The sequence below is a fragment of the Ochrobactrum quorumnocens genome, assembly GCF_002278035.1.
In the GTDB taxonomy this organism is placed as follows: Bacteria; Pseudomonadota; Alphaproteobacteria; order Rhizobiales; family Rhizobiaceae; genus Brucella; species Brucella quorumnocens.
In genome coordinates this window covers 1,063,992-1,082,186 of record NZ_CP022603.1, presented here as the reverse complement: position 1 = coordinate 1,082,186, position 18,195 = coordinate 1,063,992, and the positions used below count along the sequence as shown (strand labels likewise).

Genomic DNA, 18,195 nt, shown 5'->3' with positions numbered 1-18,195 from the left:
GAGACTTCACATGCGACGATGTTTTCTGAATGCCCTGCTAATAGCTGTCATCGTCGGCTTCAGCGTCCCTAGTGGTCTGACGCTCACGTACGCTCAGTCGGCTCCAAAAGCTCAGTTGGGAGAGGGGGGCGCATACGAGATCATCGATAGCGAAGTCTGGGATGTGCCCGACCCGGTTTCGGGTCGCGGTTACCAAGTCTTCGTCGCCTTACCACCATCCTATGCGAAGGATACACAACGGCGCTACCCCGTGCTTTACGTCACTGATGCTGACTACGCTTTCCCGATCATCCGGCAGATCGGCCGTCGTCTGAACGTCGAAGGGCCCCGGATCGAGGAATTCATTCTTGTCGGTTTGTCTTATAGAAAAGGTGAGGATGGCAAGGTCAGTCGTCAGCGCGACTACACCCCTACATCGAACGGTCCAAGGAGCGCACCTGCTAGTGCGATCCATGGGTTGGGGCGGGCCTATCAGCGATATTTGGGTGATCAGGTGAAACCATTTATCGCTGCCCGCTATCGGACCGATCCCGCCAGATCGCTCTTCCTTGGCCACTCCTACGGCGCTCTGCTTGGCGCACAGATACTGTTCACCGAACCTGGCTTGTTTAGCGGCTATATCCTCGGTAGCCCCTCTCTATGGTACGACAAGCGCCACACCTTGAAGCTCGAAACGGCTTACGCCACGCAGAACAAGGACCTGCCGGCGAAGGTCTATCTTTATGTTGGTGCCTATGAGGCGCAGCGCAAAGGTGACCGGCGCTATAACCAGACGGTAGATATGGTCGCCGACAACCGGGCTTTAGAAATAGCGTTGCAGAGTCGAAAGTATCCGAACCTGCAATTGAAGTCGGCGGTCTTGGACGACGAAGATCACCTGACCGTCGCCCCGCGTGGCTTCACGCAGGGCTTAGAGTACCTTCTGAGAGTGCGCTGACAAATCGCATCGAAAACTGGAACGAAGCCGTCGCACAATTCCTACAGACCGTGTCAAAACCCGTTGATAGACACTGATTTATGGAGCATAAAAACAGAACACGATTTCAGGGTCATTTTCATCCAGATTGTCGATGAAGCCGCTGGTGCGAAATCCGGCGGAGTTCAAAAGTTTTTGCATTTGCTGATTGGATAGGTTCGTTGATGCGAAAAGCTTTGGCGTTTCACATATCTCCTTGAAATGTCGGACGAGGCCAATTCCGAGTCCTTGCCGCCGGAAGTCCTCTCCTACCATGACCATCTCAATGAATCCGTTTCCGAAAAAATGGTAGTTAAGGACGCCATAGGCGCCGACTAACTCCCCGATCTCAGCCACGTAGCAACATTCGGTTCCTATCCAAGTCCTTATGTAATCACGTCGCTCAGGTGCGCTCGACGCAAGCGTATCAAAGGCGACCAGCCTGTCGTAGTCAGCAACTGTGGCTCTTCTTATTTCCATAGCGAATCCATATGCAATCGCGTTGAGGCATTTTCAAAAATACGCACCTAGGAAAGCTCTCCCGAGGATTCCCAACTTTAAGCACCCATGCTATTTTTTACCATGGCACATTTATCAGGAACAGACCGCTCGCAAATGCTGCTTCTGCCTGAATTGGCGCGAATGGTGCAGGTCTTACAGTTCTGTCGGCATTCGCCCGCACGATTTTGGATGACACGAGCGGCGCAGCAATGTGGGCAACTATGGGTGGTATTGATAATGCCGCGTATAAGAAGCTACCGGGTGGGCTGATCTTCCAGATTGGGTCTGTCACACAGACAGGTTCGGATTACCGTTTCAATTTCCCGGCTGCATTTCCGACTGCCTGTATGTGGGTAAAGGCGAGAATCACTTATCCGATTGAAGGTATTCAGTATCTAGGCATCGCTACAACTGGCAAAACTGCCAGCGGCGTGGATATCCGAATAAGAAACATGGTCAATGGCGGGACAGTTCAGCCGCAAGGCTCAGTTCCTGTCGAATGATTTGCTGTGGGATACTAACAATGAAGATATTTGCAACGCTCGATAATGACGGCTTTCCGACTGCATTTTATCCTGAAGATATTCATGGTGAGAACACTCCGGCTGACACCGTGGAAATCACTGAAGCTCAGTGGCACGAGTTCCTCGACAATCAAGCGGCAAGGCGGTGGCACAACGGCAAAGTGGTGGAATTCATCCAACAAATTCCTGAGCCCGAACCTACCGTGATAATTCTCCCTGCAGTCACGCTGTGGGAACGAATGACAGAAGAAGAAGCCGATCTAGTCAATGAGGCTGTGGCAACGCAGCCGGTACGCACACAGCGAATTTTCACCACGGCCAATACCTTTAGGTCAGATCACGAGCTTTGGTCGCTGCTGGAAAGTATGGCAACACAGCTATTCGGTGAGCAACGAGCCGCTGAGTTGCTGGCAATCTAACTCGCTTGAGCAATGATTGACTGAAGCTTTGTCGTGCGGCATCAATAATCCCAGGTTAGCTTAGCTTTTCTTCTTTTTTTCGTTCCTTTGGATCCATCATGAACGTTTGAATTCGACCGTCTTCAAAACACTCGACCACTCGGTACCCTTTATCCAGAGTTCCCCAAGTGCCACCGAAATGTCCATCAAAGACAAAAGGTATGTTTTGATGGAAGATGACATTCTCGTGGTCGTGATCATGTCCATTAAAGACCGCTCTTACGTTTCGATGAGCCTTAATCAAAGTGAGAAGACGGTCACATTCGACGGCGAAGCGTGTTTGAGCTGCTGGGTTTATGTGCATGAACAAGAAGATATTTCTCTTGTCTTGTTCTTGATCCAGCATCTTCTCTAATATCGAGTAGTCTGGGCAGAGATAAGTTCCGGCTAGATCGGACGTATTTAACGCGATGAATGCATCGGTATGCATGCTGAAACTGTAATCGAATGGAACACCCCATAGTTCGTTCCATAATATCTCATCCATTCGATCGTGATTTCCCTTGCCAACCTTGTAAGGCATTTTCAACGAGTCGAGATGTGTTTTAGCTTCATGTAAATGATCCGGCGCGTCATGAGAAATATCACCGTTGACCATCAAGAAGTCTATCGGGTTGATGTTGTGATAGTCATTAATTGACGAGACTATTGATTGATAATCTTTCACAAAATCAGCACCTGGCTCTCCGTAATGACCATCGGATGCCACGGCAAATCTCAAGTAAGGCGTTTCTGACCTGCTGAAAAGATCAAAACCCGTTAAGGCAGCGCCCGAAGCAAGCAACAGAAAAGCACGACGGTTCAATTAACATGCACCTCAAGTCACGTGACACGTGGATATGCGCAAATTTTGCCAACTAGACCGGTCACCGAAACTATCGGTCTGTTATCAGGGCGCCAAATTGGCTGCATAAATGATGCGTAACTACTCCAACGGGCGGCGGTTCTCTATCACGCGTTTCGGGAAAAATATTAGCCAATTTAGGTTGCACTTTTGTGAAGCTCACTCTTTTTGAGAGCAAAACCCCGGCGACCGCAAAGTTCACCGGGGAATACGCAACGTGAGTCTTGTGGTGGGCCCGGGATGGTGCGCGGCTAAATCATCTCACACTCTCGGGAAATTACACTGTCACTTCCTATCAGCGCTAGGCAGCTAAACGAAGCTATTGATCCCGTTCTACAGCGAAACTCGGAGCGTCATCGCCTTTCCCATGTTGAAGAAATTCGATTAGTTCGCCCATCAAAGCTTCAGCCACGGGTTTGATCATTGCGAGCTCGATCATTCCTGTATCTGTCTTAAGGGTCAGAATGCCGAGTAGCGGATCCTCATTGAGGACTGTAGTTCCAGCGCCCAGAATTCATTGAACCCGGGACGAGTTGGTTTAGCCATTGTGTGAGGCTGAAATGCGAAGGTTTCGTAGCCAGAGTAATCGTTCATTACCAAGCTGGAACAATTTTAAACATAAGTGAATTGTCGATTATACCGGTTGCGGCAATCTCATTCGCAGTTTGACAATAAAAAACCCCGGCGACAGCAAAACTATTGACGCGGTTTCATGGTGAAAAGATGCCCTGACACACTCCCCAGTATGTCAGGGCGATGATCCGACAAGAAGCTCAATAATTGTCGTCCACCATTCAGTTATATTAGTTCGAATACTAGAGAAAACCCCGGGCTGGAGGTCCATACCGGGGTTCTGCGCCTTGGCATGGTTGCGGGTCCGTAGCGCAAGTAAATCATCTCGCAATCCAATGAAAACACAATGTCACTTACTATCAGATGGTGGCACTTTGGCGTTTCTAATCTCAGGAAAACACAATGAATATGCACCTTGGCGATACCCGCCTCTTGATTGGGCCGCCTCTTGATTGGGGCAGGTCGGGAGCGTGGACTATTGCGCAATCAGATGGCTTACTGTCGCACTGATTGCAACTTTTCGCTCCTTGTCAGCATCTATAAAGGCCGGTGACGATCAGCTGCATGAGCGCGTGAACCGTGTGCGAGATGAATATGTGCGCCGCGTCGATCTTGATGACCACATTAAGCAACTGCGCGTCGGCATGAAAGAGATGCGCGATGAAACCCGCGAGGGTTTGAAGGAGACGAACAAGCGATTAGATCAGGTGCTTGCAGTGCTGGCGCAGGACAAAAAGTGATAAATATTAAGACCGTTGCGTAGTCTTCCATGTTGCGTTTCATGTTGCATGGATTTGCCAGCCATTTTTGTAACTGCTTGAAATCGTTGGGAATCTATTTGTAACAAGATGTGACATGAAGCCGGCTCTTTAAAGAGCGATTCATTCTTCTAAACAATTGATTTTCTTGAAGAAATTTTGGCTGGGGAACCTGGATTCGAACCAAGACTAACGGAGTCAGAGTCCCAGCCAAGCTATTGAAAAATTTGTTCTTTTTTACAAAATGGGCAATTAATGCTGCCAATTGAATCAATGAGTTAAGTGAAATTTGCAAACCATATAGTAGCCATTTTGGACTGGCATTTCGCATACAATTGCCAGTCTTATTGGAGGCATTGTAAGCGTCTCGCTTCAGACCGTTAACTGTGTTTTCGCGCCAATGAAAGGCGCTGGGCGAGAGCCTCAAATGCTATCTCCAGTCCGTTGGCAAACGGCATTTATCCCATCGAGCGAAACCAATCACGTATCGAGAGATGTAAACGGAGGACCTCGTCTTCCGCGAGTGGTTTGCAATGTGCAATCGGACCGCGTAGTACGTTTAACGTTGCGGTCACTCTTTCAAGTGCCTTAACATCCTGAAAAATGTCGCTGAAGTCACTCCAGTTTGATTTTATTATCTCCGACAGTTCGCCAAAGGTGGTGTAGTCAATTGCCTCTTGGGATCGGACAGAAACGCCGAATTCTTTCTCCTTTTTCCGCGTTGAAGAGACGTGGTTTTTCACATTTTCAGGGACTTTCAAACTCCACCATTGTTCACCGTGTTTTTCGAACAGAACATCGATAACCAGTGAGCGAATCGAGTTTTCCAAGCAGTAGAACACTCGATAGTGCGCACTCATGTCAGCTGCTTCTCGACGAATCTTTTCTTCAAATTGCGGATAGTATGTTTCGTCGATCTTTTCTTCTAAAGGCGGCACATGCCCCAAATCCAACTCGAAGTCACGCTCAACGCGTTGAATCGCAGCCTCAATTGCTAAGTTATTCAGGGTGAAGAGTCGGATTCGGTCAGATTGATTACTCATTGGTAAGAAGGTTCGCTCTGATAGCTGAAAAGATGGCATTATAGACGTTTACATCGGTGGTCTCGGGCAAATTGACGTTAATAGTATATGCAAGACGTAGATCCGTAGTAGCAGTTGATTGCGCTTTATGCCTTACTAATGATCGGGACACATCAATGGGCGCAATCTCTTCTTTTGTGTGATCGTCTATAGCTTCAAAATCAGCAAGCTGTTTACATGCTTTGAAGCTTCCTACAATTGCGCCGACTGTTCCATCGCTAGGTTCTTTCCCAGTAACTTCAACGACGAGGTTTTTTAATTTGTCGTCCGTTAGTGCATGTGCGAACTCGTTTTTCTGAAATATATCTGAAAAACCATGTCGCATAGCTTCGGCCATTGCAGATCCACTGCTATCGGCGTTACGAAAACGCGTGTAGATTTCTGTTGGAGTTCCATCGCTATTTATGAAGCCAAGGCGCTTCAAGAATGGAATGAAGGGCTTAGCGCTGCCAGAGCCGTAACCTAGGATCGTTGCCTGGAAGTCTTGTGTGTAACGTGGCGGAACTTTTGCCTGCTGTATCTTTTCAAAAATCTTCCCTATCAAACCGGTCGAATTTATGAATGGTGGTGCCATGCTTAGTCCCCATATCGGTCATCGCTGGGACAGGTTAGCATCAAGCAAATAGAGTATTCCAGTGAAAACTGAATAATTTCATTAATATTCTAGTTAGTCGATCTTTGGTTATTACATTGCGCATAGCTTTAGCAAAGCTGCAGTGAAAGGCGATCATTAACCGGTCGAGCTTTGTTTATGTACATGGATAAAGTTCGCCCATGTCACCTTTCAGTTGTCGAGCTGCTTTCGAAGATTCCTCTTGGAATGCGGCCTTTTTTCCTTCGCCCTGTCACAGGAAGGTCGATCAAATAATAATGCAACAAAAAAAACGTTTTGGCAGGCTGCGGATGCAGAGAAGTTTGGGAAGTGTACCGTTGTTCTGAAATTAAATGGTAGTAAAAACAGTACCTTATACTTCTCAAAAAATTGTAGTTTGCATAGTTTACAAACCAAAATAGTCGAAAAATAGGACCAAAAATCGCAAATTATCTAATGAAATCAATTGGCTGGGGAACCTGGATTCGAACCAAGACTAACGGAGTCAGAGTCCGTCGTTCTACCATTAAACTATTCCCCAGCAGGGTTCGCGGATCAGTTATATCTGCCTGAAGCGCGATTGTGACAGAAGCATGGAGCTTCGTTTGTCGACGGCCTCCATCTAGCGAACTCAAACGACGAGTGCAAGCCCTTCTTTTAAAAAAATCGTGGCAAATTCAGTTATTTCTCATCTGCACACGGAAAGGCTGGCTTTGTGCCGAGGTCGCGCTGGGTTTATGCATAAAAAAAGCCCGGCAGCAGAGGTGCGGCCGGGCTAAGAGACAGGCTGGCCGAGAGGGGACCCGGCCTGTGAAGGTGGCGCCTGCCAGATGTTCGATCAGCAGATGTGGCGTGTGGCCTCAACGCGCGAGCGGGCATCTGCTAAGGCCGCCAGAACGCGGGTCGGATCGTCCACACTGCGCTGGTGAACCGCTGTATAAATATCTCCGCTCTGCAGCCCGATATCTTTTAGAAGATAATTGTCGAGCTCGTTGAGGTGCATCACATGGCGCCGATTTCGGAAAAGCGTCCAGCGACGCAGAACCGACGTAAACACGGCTTGTACCATTTGCTTGAGCACGGAGGTCGTTGCACTCGTTGCTGGTAAGGGTGTTATGGTGGTCTTGCTTATCGCTGTCATTGCCGCTCTCCTTCAAGCGCGCTTGGTCAAAATGTTTCTATCGTCAGGTCATTCGCTTTCGCGTCTCTATTCTCTGCGATGTCGCCTTTATCCAATAATTGAATTGATTGTTCTAACGAATGTTTTTAATGTGATAGTTCAATAATTATGATGGATGGTTCTGATGAGCGCGCCCTTGGATCTTGACCAGTTGCAGACTTTCATCGCCATTGCGGATACGGGCAGTTTTACCAAGGCGGCAGACGCTGTTTTCAAGACCCAGTCGGCAGTTTCCATGCAGATGCGTCGCCTTGAAGAGCGGATCGGCAAAGCGTTGTTTGAACGTGATGGTCGCGTGAACCGCCTGACTGAAGATGGCGAAAGATTGCTTCTTTATGCACGTCGCATGCTTCTGTTGAACGGCGAAACCGTCGCGGCTTTTGATGACACGCAACTCGAAGGCCATGTTCGTATCGGTACACCAGATGATTATGCTGATCGGTTTTTGCCGGAAATCATGGCGCGGTTTGCGCGCTCCAATCCACGCGTTGAGCTGTCGGTGGTTTGCGAACCGACAGTCAATCTGGATGAAATGATCCGTCGCGGAACGCTCGATATTGCCCTCGTGACGCAGTGTGATGACAAGCGGCGCTCCGAAGTGGTGCGTACTGAGCCGCTGTTATGGGTGACGTCGGCCAATCATACGGTGCATGAGGAAGCAATGCTTCCGCTTGCAGTAGGGCGCCCGACCTGTATCTGGCGTCATGCGGCCATTGATGTTCTGGAACAGGTCGAGCGGGATTATCGCATTATCATCACCAGCTGGTCAGCGACGGTCCTTGCTGCGGCTGTGCTTTCAGGGCTTGCCGTATCGGTGCTGCCGGAATGTGCGCTGCGGCCTGGAATGCGTGTTTTGGGCGAGGCGGATGGATTTGGTGCTTTGCCAGAATTTGGCATCGGCATCATGCGTGGGCACACCAAGCAGAATGCCATCGTTGACGCTCTGGCACAGCATATCATTGAAAGTCTTGATAATATTTCCTCGCCTGCACCCGCATCTATGGTATCCGCTGAAATTGCATCGTTTCCATCCGTCCGCACACGTCGCGTGCGTAGCAACGAGTTGCTGCCAGGCTGGTGACCGTGCATAATCACAGAAGACGGCGTCTTGACCAGTTGACCGGAGGGGGTGGCTGGTTGCCTATGATGGGATGAGCATGGGTTCCGATTCTATACCAACCGGCACCGCTTCGAATGTAGCGGAGTATAGTGTTTCCGAGATTTCCGGCGCTTTGAAGCGGACGGTCGAGGATACGTTTTCACATGTGCGCGTGCGCGGCGAGATTTCTGGCTATCGTGGTCCACATTCGTCGGGGCATGCCTATTTTGCATTGAAGGACGACCGCGCCCGTCTAGAAGCGGTGATCTGGCGCGGGTCCATGGGGCGTTTGCGCTTCCGCCCCGAAGAGGGGATGGAAGTCATTGCCACTGGCAAACTGACGACCTATCCGGGCTCTTCCAAATATCAGATCGTCATTGAGCAGATGGAGCCCGCAGGCGCAGGCGCTTTGATGGCGCTTCTCGAAGAGCGTAAGCGACGGCTTGCTGCGGAAGGTCTTTTCGATCCTGCAGCAAAGCAGCTCCTTCCTTTCATGCCGCGCGTGATTGGCGTTGTGACATCGCCCACTGGCGCGGTCATTCGCGATATTATTCACCGCATTTCGGATCGTTACCCGCTGCATGTGGTCGTTTGGCCAGTGCGCGTGCAGGGGGAAACCAGCGGCACCGAAGTGGCAGCAGCAGTTGAAGGTTTCAATGCATTGGCCGAAGACGGCGCTATAGCGCGTCCTGATGTGCTGATCGTGGCGCGTGGTGGCGGCAGCCTTGAAGACCTCTGGGGCTTTAACGATGAAATCGTCGTGCGGGCAGTAGCGGCATCGCATATTCCGGTGATTTCGGCTGTTGGCCACGAGACGGACTGGACGCTCATTGATCTTGCTGCCGATGTGCGCGCACCGACGCCGACAGGTGCTGCCGAAATGGCGGTTCCTGTTAAAGCCGATCTGGTCGCAACGGTTGCAACTCAATCCGCGCGACTGGCTTCGGCCATGTCACGGTTTATCGACTTGAAACGTCAGGCGCATCGCGCGGCAAGCCGGGCATTGCCTTCGGCTGATCAGTTGCTGGCTCTGCCGCGTCGTCGTTTCGATGAAGCCGCTTCGCGGTTAACGCGTGCGCTTTTTGTGAACACGCAAAAGAAGCGCGTTCATTTTGAGGGCCGTGCGCGTCAATTGTCACCACGGCTACTGCAACGCGGTTTTGATGAGCAGAAAAGAAACATGAAGCTGCTCGGTCAGCGGCTGCCACGCGTGCTTGAGGCTTTCTTGCGTGAGCGCCGAACCGCGTTTGCAAGACGTGCCGACCGGTTGACGCCGGAGCCTTTGTTGCGGCGCACCACACTTGCCAAGAATGCAATTGAGCAGCTTGATCGCCGCCGTGATCAGGCGATCGACTTACTGCTCGAACGCACCCGACGTCGCGGGCAGGAGCTGGAACGTCTCATGCGCACGCTGTCTTATGAAAGCGTGTTAGAGCGTGGCTTTGTGATTGTTTTCGATGCGGAAGGCAATCCGATCAAACAGGCGGCGAACGTTTGCCAAGGCGACAGCCTGTCGATCCGCTTCCGTGATGGCGATGTTGCGGCGATCGCGGGCGAAACTCTTGGAGCACCTTCGTCCAAAGGTACAACACGCAAACCATCCTCTTCGCGTCCCGGCGGGCAAGGATCGCTATTTTAGCAACAGTCATCAGTTGATTGCCTCGTGATTGCTCGCAGATTGCACGTAAGTTGCAGATTATGTTGTTTTCTTAAGGCTGACTTAAGTTTGGCCTCTTCTTTCTCGGCACACATTCGCCGGCGTGTATTCCAGTTTGGAAGGCACGTGGTTTCAAGTCGTGCAGATGAAAGAGTTTTTGAATGTCGCGTAAATTTTCTGAAAGCGGTGGCGGGCCACTCTTGCCAAACGGCCTGACAAGCCGCCGGGCGTTCCTGATTGGTGCCAGTGCGATTGCACTTTCGGGCTGCGTTTCGACCGCCCAACAGGCGAGCCCTGTAAAAGTGGCTGCTGAACCGGCCCCGGTGCGCGCCGTTCCACCAATGTATGAGGCGATGCCCTATGAGCAGTTTCCTCTGCCGGCAGTAAATGTTGCCAAGGTTGATCCGAAATTCTGGCGGCAGGAAGTTGACTATCCGACCGACGAGAAGGTCGGTACCGTTATTGTCGATACGCCGAACAAATATCTTTATCATGTTCGCAGCAATGGTCGCGCCATGCGCTATGGTATTGGCGTCGGGCGTGATGGCTTTTCGTGGGCGGGCCGTGCGATTATCGCGTATAAACGCCAATGGCCGCGCTGGACCCCGCCAGATGAAATGGTGGCACGTCAACCGGCGCTTCAACCCTACAGCATCGCCAATGGCGGTATGCCTCCCGGCTTGAAAAATCCGCTAGGCGCGCGAGCGCTTTACATTCACAAGGACGGACGTGACACGATTTATCGTATTCATGGTTCAACTGAGGAATGGAGCATCGGCAAGGCAGTGTCATCTGGCTGTATCCGCTTGCTCAACCAGGATGTGATCGACCTTTATAACAATGTGCGTGATGGCAGCACCATTGTCGTTATCCCTGATCCGACAAAAGGTACGCAAGTGACGAGCTGAATGTAAACAAGGGCGCGATGATCGCGCCCTTTTTGATTTGCGGTGGATAATGCGTAAAAACAAATAGTTACAGCGTTCCCAGTAATTTCAGCTCAGCTGGAGCCGCTGTACCGCTTCGATCAGACACCTGTTTGCTTACAGATCACAACGCGCCAGCCGTCAGGGTCTTCATAGGTAAAACTGCGGCCAATCCAGTATGGATTCTCAGGTTCAACCGGCGCATAACCCTTGTCCTGCATACGGCGGTTCAGCGGTTCATAGGCGTTTTCGTCGGTGATATAAATCACAAGCAGATTGTCTTGTGACGGAGCGCGGCAAGGACTGCCCGCCTGATGCTCGGTGAATTCCAGATGTGCACCTTTTCCCGGAAGGCCGAGCATGATGCCATTGTATCCGGCATGATCTGCAAAAGCTCCCAGCTCAGGAAGACCAAGGCCGTCTCGGTAGAAGGTGACGACTTCGCTAAACTTGTCGGTTGGCCGGGCAACGCGGATCTGTACCGGGATTGCGCCTTCGCCCAGCGTGAGAGAGGTCGATTGGGTATTCATAGTCATCTCCTTCAGTTCTGTCCGGAAGCGGCTGTAATGGTTTGCGCAGTCCGCCAGAGCGATGGGCCTTGCATGACGATGACGCCGATGACGACAAGTGCAACGCCAACAAGGCGGGAGGGGGTGATTGCCTTGCTCGCAAAGCCCACGATGCCGAAATGGTCGATAAGCACGGAAGCGATGAGCTGACCGGCAATGACTGCTGTCATGAAACTCGCTGCACCGAGCTTTGGCGCGAATAGTATTGCAGCGGTTATGTAAACCACACCGGCCACACCGCCGATCCATATCCATTTCGGCTGTCCGGCAAGTCCGGCGAATGTGGGCAGTGAAACCTTCATTGCTAGTAAGACCGGAAGCACACAGATGATGCTGACGATCAACGACACGACTGTTGCCCACAGTGGGTGGCCGAGAGTGCGCCCCAATGCGGCATTCGCGCCAGCCTGAAACGGCACCACCGCACCTGCAATAAGGGCGGCGAAGAGAAATGTAAGTGATCCTTGAGCCTGCATTGAAAACCTTTCCTGTGTTCCTTTGGCTCTGATTTAGTTATAGATAATGAGAATTATAAATTCAAATTTCCGAGGTAATCATGCACCAGAGGAATAATCTGCGGAATGTTGATCTCAACCTGTTGGTGATTCTGGACGTGCTTCTGACAGAACGCCATGTGTCGCGTGCAGCCTTGCGGCTCAATATGAGCCAGCCAGCAGTCAGTCACGCGCTGGCGCGTCTCCGTGAGTTGCTGGATGACCAACTTCTCATTCGGCAAGGAGCAGGGCTATCTCTCACAATAAAAGCAATGGAAATTACAAAACCGCTCACAGAAGTGCTCTCGGGCGTTCGAAGCGTGCTTGGCCCGCTGGGTTTCGAACCTGCAACCACGCAGCACCGCTTTCATCTTTCCATGTCCGACTATGGTGGTGGTATCGTCTTACCGGGATTGGTCAGAGAATTAAGAAAGGATGCGCCGGGCATTGATCTGGCTATCAGCCAGTTCAGTCGCGAAGGCATGATCGCGCGCGTTCTGGATGGCGAGATTGATATGGGCTTTGGGGTGTTCCCGCACTTGCCTGCTCAAATTGCGGCTGATGTGCTGATGAGAGACGAATATGTGTGCTTATTGGACCGCCGCAGCCTTGAAGGACGACCATTCGATGCTGTGACATACTTTGCACGACCACACGCACTTGTTGCAGTGCGTGGCGATGCGACGACCGAGATTGAAGAGAGCTTGAAACTTACGGGACAAACGCGCCATATCGCCGTGGTTGTTCCGCATTGGGGCGTCGCACCACAGCTAATCGCAGGCACAGACCTGATTTTGACCATCGCGCGTGGCGGGCTCAAAAATCTGCCGCCGGATGATAATTTGATCGTGCTGCCTGTACCTGTTGCATTGCCGCCTATACCCTTTGTGCAGATATGGCATAAGCGCCGGGAAAGTGACCCGGCGCATCGCTGGTTACGGACAAAGATAACTTCCGTTTTATACGAAGATTAATATGCATACTCCAGGAAGATTGGTTCGACTGAACCAGCCCACACGCTGTTATAAGCCTTGAGCATGCGCTCGGCGTCAGTGATGCCTGCAGCGACGATTTCTTCCAGCGGTGCCAGGAAATGCGTTTCGTCAAATCCGTCGGCATTCAGCTTGTTGCGGTTGAGAAGGCCAAGTCGCGAGATTTCGAGCGTCTTGCGGGCGATCTGCGCAACAGGCTTGCCACGGAATAAAGCATTGAGTGCCTTTGCTGGCACGTCATTGCGCAACGCCAGCACCTCTTCATAGGTCCAGTCTTTTGTCAGATCTTCTGCGGCATCGAGCGCTTCATCATCATAGAGCAGGCCTACCCAATAGGCGGGCAGGGCGCAGATACGGCGCCAAGGGCCACCATCAGCGCCGCGCATTTCGAGGAAGCGCTTGAGGCGTACTTCCGGGAACAGCGTCGACAAATGGTTGGTCCAGTCGCCCATGTTCGGCACAGGATCGCTGACTTTGCCCTTCAAAGCGCCCTTCATAAACTGGCGGAAGGTTACATGCGTGCAGTCATGATAACGACCGTCGCGCAGGATAAAATACATCGGTACATCGAGCGCCCATTCGACATAGTCGATGAAGCCAAAGTTTTCCGAGAAGACAAATGGCAATACGCCCGAGCGCTGGTTGTCGGTGTCGCGCCAGATATTGGAGCGCCACGACAGAAGATTGTTCGGCTTGCCTTCGGTGAAAGGTGAACTTGCGAAGAGCGCTGTCGCAATCGACTGCAGCTTCATCGAAACCTGCATCTTGCGGCGCATGTCGGTTTCGGAACCAAAATCGAGATTAACCTGAACGGTCGACGTGCGATACATCATGTCGAGACCTTCATGCCCGACTTTCGGCATATAGTTACTCATGATTTTATAGCGCGACTTCGGCATGACCGGCGTTTCAGCCAACGTCCATTTTGGACTGCCACCAAGTCCCAGGAAGCGAATACCGAGTGGCTCGGCAATCTCGCGTACTTGCGAAAGATGGGCGTTCACTTCACGACAGGTCTGATGAATGGTCGAAAGGGGCGCGCCGGAAAGTTCAAACTGGCCACCAGGTTCGAGCGAAATCGCGCCCTGTCCAGTCGGCTCTACCAATCCGATGATATTGCCATCATCCATGATTGGTTCCCAGCCCAGCTTGGCCTTCATACCTTCCAGAATGGCCTTGATGCCGCGCGGGCCGTCGTAAGGAACGGGGCTGTTATCAGCGACGTAGAAAGGAAATTTCTCGTGTTCTGTGCCGATGCGCCACGCATCTTTCGGCTTGCTGCCTTCGGCAAGATAGGCTGCGAGTTCTTCAACACCGGTCAGTGCTGTTTCATCGGTCGTGTCGCGCGCCATGCGTATTGTCCCTAGTCGGATTTATATTTGTCAGCGTGATTGGACAAATTTGTCAAATCGCGCAAGTCAATTTCATTGATGATTGGATTTTCTCATATTCATGTGTTCGCTTTCCAGTCGCCTAACACCGCTTGGACAAGCGTAAGTGCTGCAACAGCTGCCGTATCTGCACGCAAAATGCGAGGCCCCAGTGGAATGGCAGTCACAAACGGGAGGCTGTGCAATTGCTGTCGCTCAGCCTCTGAAAACCCGCCTTCCGGGCCGATAAGAACCGCATAGGGGCCGGGCTCTAAACTGCTCAGAATAGTTAGCGGGTCATTTGCTTCATGGCCCTCATCGCAGAAGATGAGGCGGCGCGACTGGTCCCACTGCTCCAGAAAATGATCAAAGCGGATTGCATCGCGGCATTCGGGGATAGCAAGCACACCGCATTGCTCGGCAGCCTCGATGGCATTGGCCTTGATGCGGTCTATTCCAAGCTTTGGCACCTGTGTATGCTGCGTGACAACCGGCTGCAAAACGCCTGCGCCCATTTCAACGGCCTTCTGCACCAAATAATCAAGCCGCCCCTGTTTCAGCGGGGCAAAGCAATAGATCAAATCACAAGCATCTGGCTGCGGGCGTGTTTGCTCAATTGCTTCAAGAAACAGACGTTTCTTGCCTTCAGGCCGCAAACGCATTTTCCATTCGCCATCCTGCCCGTTGAAAGCAAGGATTTGGTCGCCGTCCTTCAACCGCAGAACGTGCGTCAGATAATGAGCGGCCTGCGTCGGCGCTTCCACGCTTATGCCATCGCCTAGTGTTCCATGGCTAAGGCTGGCTTCGATATAAAGTCTCTGCATTTTATAATTCGCGCGCATGATCGCATCGATGACAGAGGGCCGACCCAATGGTCAAGCTTTTTGGTCATTTGGGGTAAATTGAATGGTTGGCTACACAAATATTTGATGGGACTAATAAAGCAGTTGATTTGAACTAGATTGTATCCATATAGATATGAAGCTATCTATTTGAATGGAATTTAAGTGATGAACCAAGCTTGGGTCGAATTTGCACCGCTGCTGTCTGCCAATGCCCGTGGATGGCGCAAAGCCTTCGACGCAGCAATGGCCGACCACAGTCTATCGGATGCAAAAGCTATACCGCTCATGACACTTTTACGGCATGGCGATTGTATTCCTCAGGGCGTACTTGCCGAAAGGGTAGGCATTGAAGGAGCAACGATTGTCCGCGTTGTGGATGAGTTGGAAAAGGAAGACCTGATCCGACGCATCCCGGACGACACGGATCGCCGGGTTAAACTCATTCAGCTGACGGATGAGGGTCGAGCCCTTGCGGCAAAAGTGGAAAAGACTGCGGCGCGCCTGCGCATGGCTTTTCTGGGCGACCTTGATCCCGATGCGGTTGATGTCGCGATGGATGTCTTGCGAAAGCTTCACGAGAAATTCCAAAACCAGCCCTCCTGACGGGAAGGCAAGCAACATCCGGCCTTCCCTTGAAGGCAGGCAACTTAATGTAATGAACATTCTTAAAACCGATGATTAAGCCCGCTGAAACAATGCCACGATTTTGGGACGTGGTCTTCTCGCTGAAGACCTTCGCCGCTGCCATGCTTGCGCTGTGGATTGCCCTGATGGCTGATCTGCCCAATCCTTATTGGTCGGTGGCAGCGGTTTACATCGTTGCGCATCCGCTTTCAGGCGCTACGACCTCCAAGGGCTTTTATCGTCTGATCGGTACAATTATCGGCGGTGCCGTCACGATTCTTTTCGTGCCGCATCTGGTCAACTCGCCTGAAATTCTAACGCTGGCAATCGGCCTGTGGATGGGGCTTTGTCTCGCGATTAGCCTGCTTGATGGCACGCCACGCAGCTACCTTTTCATGCTTGCCGGCTATACCGTAGCGATCGCAAGTTTCGCGGTTGTCTCCGCTCCCGCCACGACTTTCCAATATGCCGTGGGCCGTGTTGAAGAAATTGCCATCGGCATTATTTGTGCGGCTGTGGTCAATCGTCTGGTATTTCCGCGCCATAGCGGCCCCGTTCTGGTTGCGCGTATCGATAACTGGCTGCGTGACGGCTCCAAACTTGCTGTTGCAACGCTGCGCGGCGACGGTGACAGCCCTGAATTCAGACGCGACCGCCAGCGGCTTGCTGCCGATGCTCTGGAACTGCGCAATCTGACGACGCATGTGGCCTATGATACGTCCTCTATCCGCAATGTCGGGGCACTTTTGCACGTACTGCAACAGCGCATGGTTGCCGTTCTGCCAATCGTTTCCAGCCTGCATGATGTGTTGGTACTGAAGCCCGGTGAGGGTGAAAAGCCCTGGCATCCAGGGGTGAAGAAACTTCTGGATGCAGCCTGCGCCTGGCTTGAAAGTGGTGAAGCCCTGACAGAACACCGCCGCGCAATACTTCTTGGTTATCTCGACGAAATCGAAAAGCATGGCAAGGATGCCGATAGCTGGGCTGAGTTGCTGCCGTTCAATCTGGCAGCGCGTGTGCGTGATCTTGTTCAGATTTGGAGCGACTGTATCACGCTGCGTCAGGACATCATTTCTGGTTCTCGTCATTCGCTGCGCTGGCGCCGCTACGACGCGCATCTGAAGGCGCGCCCGCAGCACAGAGATTATGGCATGGCCTTCCTCTCAGGTTTTTCGGCTTTTCTGGCAACATGTATCGCCACTGCCCTCTGGATTGCGACCGGCTGGTCGCAGGGCAGTGCCGCCGCCATGATGGCTGGGATTTTTTGCTGTATTTTTGCAGGCATGGACGATCCTGTGCCGGTGATGCGCAAGTTCAACTGGCTGCTATTGATCGTTATTGCCGCCGCCTTCGTGTTTGAATTTGCATTGTTACCGCTGGTGGACGGGTTCTTCCCGTTGGTACTTGTACTTGGCCTGTTCCTGGTCCCTGCCGGACTGCTTCTTGCAATTCCATCACAGTTTCTGCTCGGTATGGTACTTTGTGTGAACCTACCAAACATGCTGATGTTACAGGGACATCTGACGCATGACTTTGTGAGCTTTGCCAATGCCAACCTCGCCACCGTTCTTGGTATAGTCATTGCTGCTGGAGTGACATCCATTGTGCGATCGGTCGGTGCCGAATGGAGCGTGCGGCGTCTCGTCAGAGCGGGCTGGAACGACATTGTGCTTACAACCGAACGTCAGTCGGGTCGCCATCGTCGTCAGCGTATGAACCGTTTGCTGCTCAAGATGATTGATCGCATCGGCATGATGACGCCGCGCCTTGCTTTGATACCAGCTGCCGATATTGCCAAGGTCGATCTGTTGCGTGATTTGCGCAATGGCATGAACACGATTGATTTGCAGCAATATCGGTCGAAATTGCCTGTATCCTGTGGCGAGGCGGTGGACGTGGTGCTTGATGGCGTTGGTGCGCATTATCGGGCGCTGTCACGTGACACCAGGTCGGACGTGCGTGAAGACATTGATGCCCGACTATTGGCCGCTATAGATCAGGCGATCACTGTCATCATCGAAAATGGTTCACCGGCTATCGCCAAGAGGCCTCGTATCGCCCTGATTGGCTTGCGCTTCAATCTGTTTCCGAAAGCGCCGCCCTTTGCGCTTCCACCGCAGCCGCAACTCGTGCTGCCGCAGGCTGCATAAGG

19 protein-coding genes and 1 tRNA gene are annotated in these 18,195 nt (G+C 51.9%); 10 read left to right on the top strand and 10 right to left on the bottom strand.

Going from position 1 to position 18,195, the window contains the following annotated elements:
• The first annotated feature begins 10 nt into the window (after positions 1-10).
• A complete protein-coding gene (locus CES85_RS05130) occupies positions 11-937 on the top strand; it encodes an alpha/beta hydrolase (protein WP_095444924.1) in 927 nt (308 codons plus the stop codon).
• Between the two features lie 78 nt (positions 938-1,015).
• On the opposite strand, the gene CES85_RS05125 is transcribed toward CES85_RS05130, so the two are convergent.
• Positions 1,016-1,435, bottom strand: a complete 420-nt coding sequence (locus tag CES85_RS05125) for a GNAT family N-acetyltransferase (RefSeq protein ID WP_095444923.1) — start codon at positions 1,433-1,435, stop codon at positions 1,016-1,018.
• A gap of 242 nt (positions 1,436-1,677) precedes the next feature.
• On the opposite strand from CES85_RS05125, the gene CES85_RS05120 reads away from it, so the two are divergent.
• Together CES85_RS05120 and CES85_RS27660 are read left to right on the top strand one after the other, a co-directional pair.
• On the top strand, positions 1,678-1,959 hold the full coding sequence (locus CES85_RS05120) for a gp53-like domain-containing protein (protein WP_095444922.1): 282 nt from the start codon (positions 1,678-1,680) through the stop codon (positions 1,957-1,959).
• A gap of 20 nt (positions 1,960-1,979) precedes the next feature.
• Positions 1,980-2,399, top strand: a complete 420-nt coding sequence (locus CES85_RS27660; RefSeq protein ID WP_244923150.1) for a hypothetical protein — start codon at positions 1,980-1,982, stop codon at positions 2,397-2,399.
• 55 nt (positions 2,400-2,454) lie between these two features.
• Here the strand turns inward: CES85_RS27660 and CES85_RS05110 are convergent, their stop codons facing one another.
• Positions 2,455-3,243: a metallophosphoesterase family protein gene (locus CES85_RS05110; RefSeq protein WP_095444921.1), complete on the bottom strand. Its 789-nt coding sequence runs from the start codon at positions 3,241-3,243 to the stop codon at positions 2,455-2,457.
• A 1,139-nt stretch (positions 3,244-4,382) separates the two neighbouring features.
• On the opposite strand from CES85_RS05110, the gene CES85_RS05100 reads away from it, so the two are divergent.
• A complete protein-coding gene (locus CES85_RS05100; RefSeq protein ID WP_157743403.1) occupies positions 4,383-4,595 on the top strand; it encodes a hypothetical protein in 213 nt (70 codons plus the stop codon).
• A 476-nt stretch (positions 4,596-5,071) separates the two neighbouring features.
• Here the strand turns inward: CES85_RS05100 and CES85_RS05095 are convergent, their stop codons facing one another.
• From CES85_RS05095 to CES85_RS05080, 4 genes are all read right to left on the bottom strand, one after another.
• Positions 5,072-5,656 (bottom strand): Swt1 family HEPN domain-containing protein, encoded by a 585-nt coding sequence (locus CES85_RS05095; RefSeq protein WP_095444919.1) that lies wholly within the window; start codon positions 5,654-5,656, stop codon positions 5,072-5,074.
• The gene (locus tag CES85_RS05090; RefSeq protein WP_095444918.1) at positions 5,649-6,269 is read right to left on the bottom strand and encodes a DUF5343 domain-containing protein; all 621 of its coding nucleotides are present in this window, start codon (positions 6,267-6,269) and stop codon (positions 5,649-5,651) included. The genes CES85_RS05095 and CES85_RS05090 overlap by 8 nt, the downstream gene beginning before the upstream one ends.
• 485 nt (positions 6,270-6,754) lie before the next feature.
• Positions 6,755-6,828, bottom strand: a tRNA-Gln gene (locus CES85_RS05085).
• Between the two features lie 297 nt (positions 6,829-7,125).
• Positions 7,126-7,428: a DUF1127 domain-containing protein gene (locus CES85_RS05080; RefSeq protein WP_095444917.1), complete on the bottom strand. Its 303-nt coding sequence runs from the start codon at positions 7,426-7,428 to the stop codon at positions 7,126-7,128.
• Between the two features lie 163 nt (positions 7,429-7,591).
• On the opposite strand from CES85_RS05080, the gene CES85_RS05075 reads away from it, so the two are divergent.
• The 3 genes from CES85_RS05075 to CES85_RS05065 all read left to right on the top strand — a co-directional run bounded on the left by CES85_RS05075 (position 7,592) and on the right by CES85_RS05065 (position 11,131).
• Positions 7,592-8,548 carry a LysR substrate-binding domain-containing protein gene (locus CES85_RS05075; RefSeq protein ID WP_095444916.1) on the top strand — a complete coding sequence of 319 codons (957 nt, stop codon included), beginning with the start codon at positions 7,592-7,594 and terminating at the stop codon, positions 8,546-8,548.
• A gap of 76 nt (positions 8,549-8,624) precedes the next feature.
• The gene (gene xseA, locus CES85_RS05070; protein WP_095444915.1) at positions 8,625-10,205 is read left to right on the top strand and encodes an exodeoxyribonuclease VII large subunit; all 1,581 of its coding nucleotides are present in this window, start codon (positions 8,625-8,627) and stop codon (positions 10,203-10,205) included.
• Positions 10,206-10,384: 179 nt separating this feature from the next.
• Entirely contained in the window at positions 10,385-11,131 is a 747-nt protein-coding gene (locus CES85_RS05065) for a L,D-transpeptidase (RefSeq protein WP_095444914.1), read from the top strand.
• 119 nt (positions 11,132-11,250) lie between these two features.
• Here CES85_RS05065 and CES85_RS05060 read toward each other — a convergent pair whose 3' ends face one another.
• Both CES85_RS05060 and CES85_RS05055 read right to left on the bottom strand, forming a co-directional pair.
• Positions 11,251-11,679 carry a VOC family protein gene (locus CES85_RS05060; protein WP_095444913.1) on the bottom strand — a complete coding sequence of 143 codons (429 nt, stop codon included), beginning with the start codon at positions 11,677-11,679 and terminating at the stop codon, positions 11,251-11,253.
• Between the two features lie 11 nt (positions 11,680-11,690).
• The gene (locus CES85_RS05055; protein ID WP_095444912.1) at positions 11,691-12,194 is read right to left on the bottom strand and encodes a DMT family transporter; all 504 of its coding nucleotides are present in this window, start codon (positions 12,192-12,194) and stop codon (positions 11,691-11,693) included.
• Between the two features lie 80 nt (positions 12,195-12,274).
• On the opposite strand from CES85_RS05055, the gene CES85_RS05050 reads away from it, so the two are divergent.
• Entirely contained in the window at positions 12,275-13,186 is a 912-nt protein-coding gene (locus CES85_RS05050; RefSeq protein ID WP_095444911.1) for a LysR family transcriptional regulator, read from the top strand.
• Here CES85_RS05050 and CES85_RS05045 read toward each other — a convergent pair.
• Positions 13,183-14,556: a glutamate--cysteine ligase gene (locus CES85_RS05045; protein WP_095444910.1), complete on the bottom strand. Its 1,374-nt coding sequence runs from the start codon at positions 14,554-14,556 to the stop codon at positions 13,183-13,185. The genes CES85_RS05050 and CES85_RS05045 overlap by 4 nt on opposite strands.
• Before the next feature lie 98 nt (positions 14,557-14,654).
• Complete coding sequence (locus CES85_RS05040; RefSeq protein ID WP_095444909.1) at positions 14,655-15,416, bottom strand: 16S rRNA (uracil(1498)-N(3))-methyltransferase; 762 nt, start codon at positions 15,414-15,416, stop codon at positions 14,655-14,657.
• A 168-nt stretch (positions 15,417-15,584) separates the two neighbouring features.
• Here CES85_RS05040 and CES85_RS05035 point away from each other — a divergent pair, with 168 nt between their 5' ends.
• Complete coding sequence (locus CES85_RS05035) at positions 15,585-16,022, top strand: MarR family winged helix-turn-helix transcriptional regulator (protein ID WP_095444908.1); 438 nt, start codon at positions 15,585-15,587, stop codon at positions 16,020-16,022.
• Between the two features lie 71 nt (positions 16,023-16,093).
• Positions 16,094-18,193, top strand: a complete 2,100-nt coding sequence (locus tag CES85_RS05030) for an FUSC family protein (RefSeq protein ID WP_095444907.1) — start codon at positions 16,094-16,096, stop codon at positions 18,191-18,193.
• Positions 18,194-18,195: the final 2 nt, after the last annotated feature.

Coding starts and splice junctions, on each gene's coding strand:
- xseA (WP_095444915.1), top strand. CDS start 8,625: ATGGGTTCCGATTCTATACCAACCGGCACCGCTTCGAATGTAGCGGAG.
- CES85_RS05045 (WP_095444910.1), bottom strand. CDS start 14,556: ATGGCGCGCGACACGACCGATGAAACAGCACTGACCGGTGTTGAAGAA.
- CES85_RS05090 (WP_095444918.1), bottom strand. CDS start 6,269: ATGGCACCACCATTCATAAATTCGACCGGTTTGATAGGGAAGATTTTT.
- CES85_RS05125 (WP_095444923.1), bottom strand. CDS start 1,435: ATGGAAATAAGAAGAGCCACAGTTGCTGACTACGACAGGCTGGTCGCC.
- CES85_RS05080 (WP_095444917.1), bottom strand. CDS start 7,428: ATGACAGCGATAAGCAAGACCACCATAACACCCTTACCAGCAACGAGT.
- CES85_RS05030 (WP_095444907.1), top strand. CDS start 16,094: ATGATTAAGCCCGCTGAAACAATGCCACGATTTTGGGACGTGGTCTTC.
- CES85_RS05035 (WP_095444908.1), top strand. CDS start 15,585: ATGAACCAAGCTTGGGTCGAATTTGCACCGCTGCTGTCTGCCAATGCC.
- CES85_RS05060 (WP_095444913.1), bottom strand. CDS start 11,679: ATGAATACCCAATCGACCTCTCTCACGCTGGGCGAAGGCGCAATCCCG.
- CES85_RS05120 (WP_095444922.1), top strand. CDS start 1,678: ATGGGTGGTATTGATAATGCCGCGTATAAGAAGCTACCGGGTGGGCTG.
- CES85_RS05050 (WP_095444911.1), top strand. CDS start 12,275: ATGCACCAGAGGAATAATCTGCGGAATGTTGATCTCAACCTGTTGGTG.
- CES85_RS05055 (WP_095444912.1), bottom strand. CDS start 12,194: ATGCAGGCTCAAGGATCACTTACATTTCTCTTCGCCGCCCTTATTGCA.
- CES85_RS05130 (WP_095444924.1), top strand. CDS start 11: ATGCGACGATGTTTTCTGAATGCCCTGCTAATAGCTGTCATCGTCGGC.
- CES85_RS27660 (WP_244923150.1), top strand. CDS start 1,980: ATGAAGATATTTGCAACGCTCGATAATGACGGCTTTCCGACTGCATTT.
- CES85_RS05065 (WP_095444914.1), top strand. CDS start 10,385: ATGTCGCGTAAATTTTCTGAAAGCGGTGGCGGGCCACTCTTGCCAAAC.
- CES85_RS05075 (WP_095444916.1), top strand. CDS start 7,592: ATGAGCGCGCCCTTGGATCTTGACCAGTTGCAGACTTTCATCGCCATT.
- CES85_RS05040 (WP_095444909.1), bottom strand. CDS start 15,416: ATGCGCGCGAATTATAAAATGCAGAGACTTTATATCGAAGCCAGCCTT.
- CES85_RS05095 (WP_095444919.1), bottom strand. CDS start 5,656: ATGAGTAATCAATCTGACCGAATCCGACTCTTCACCCTGAATAACTTA.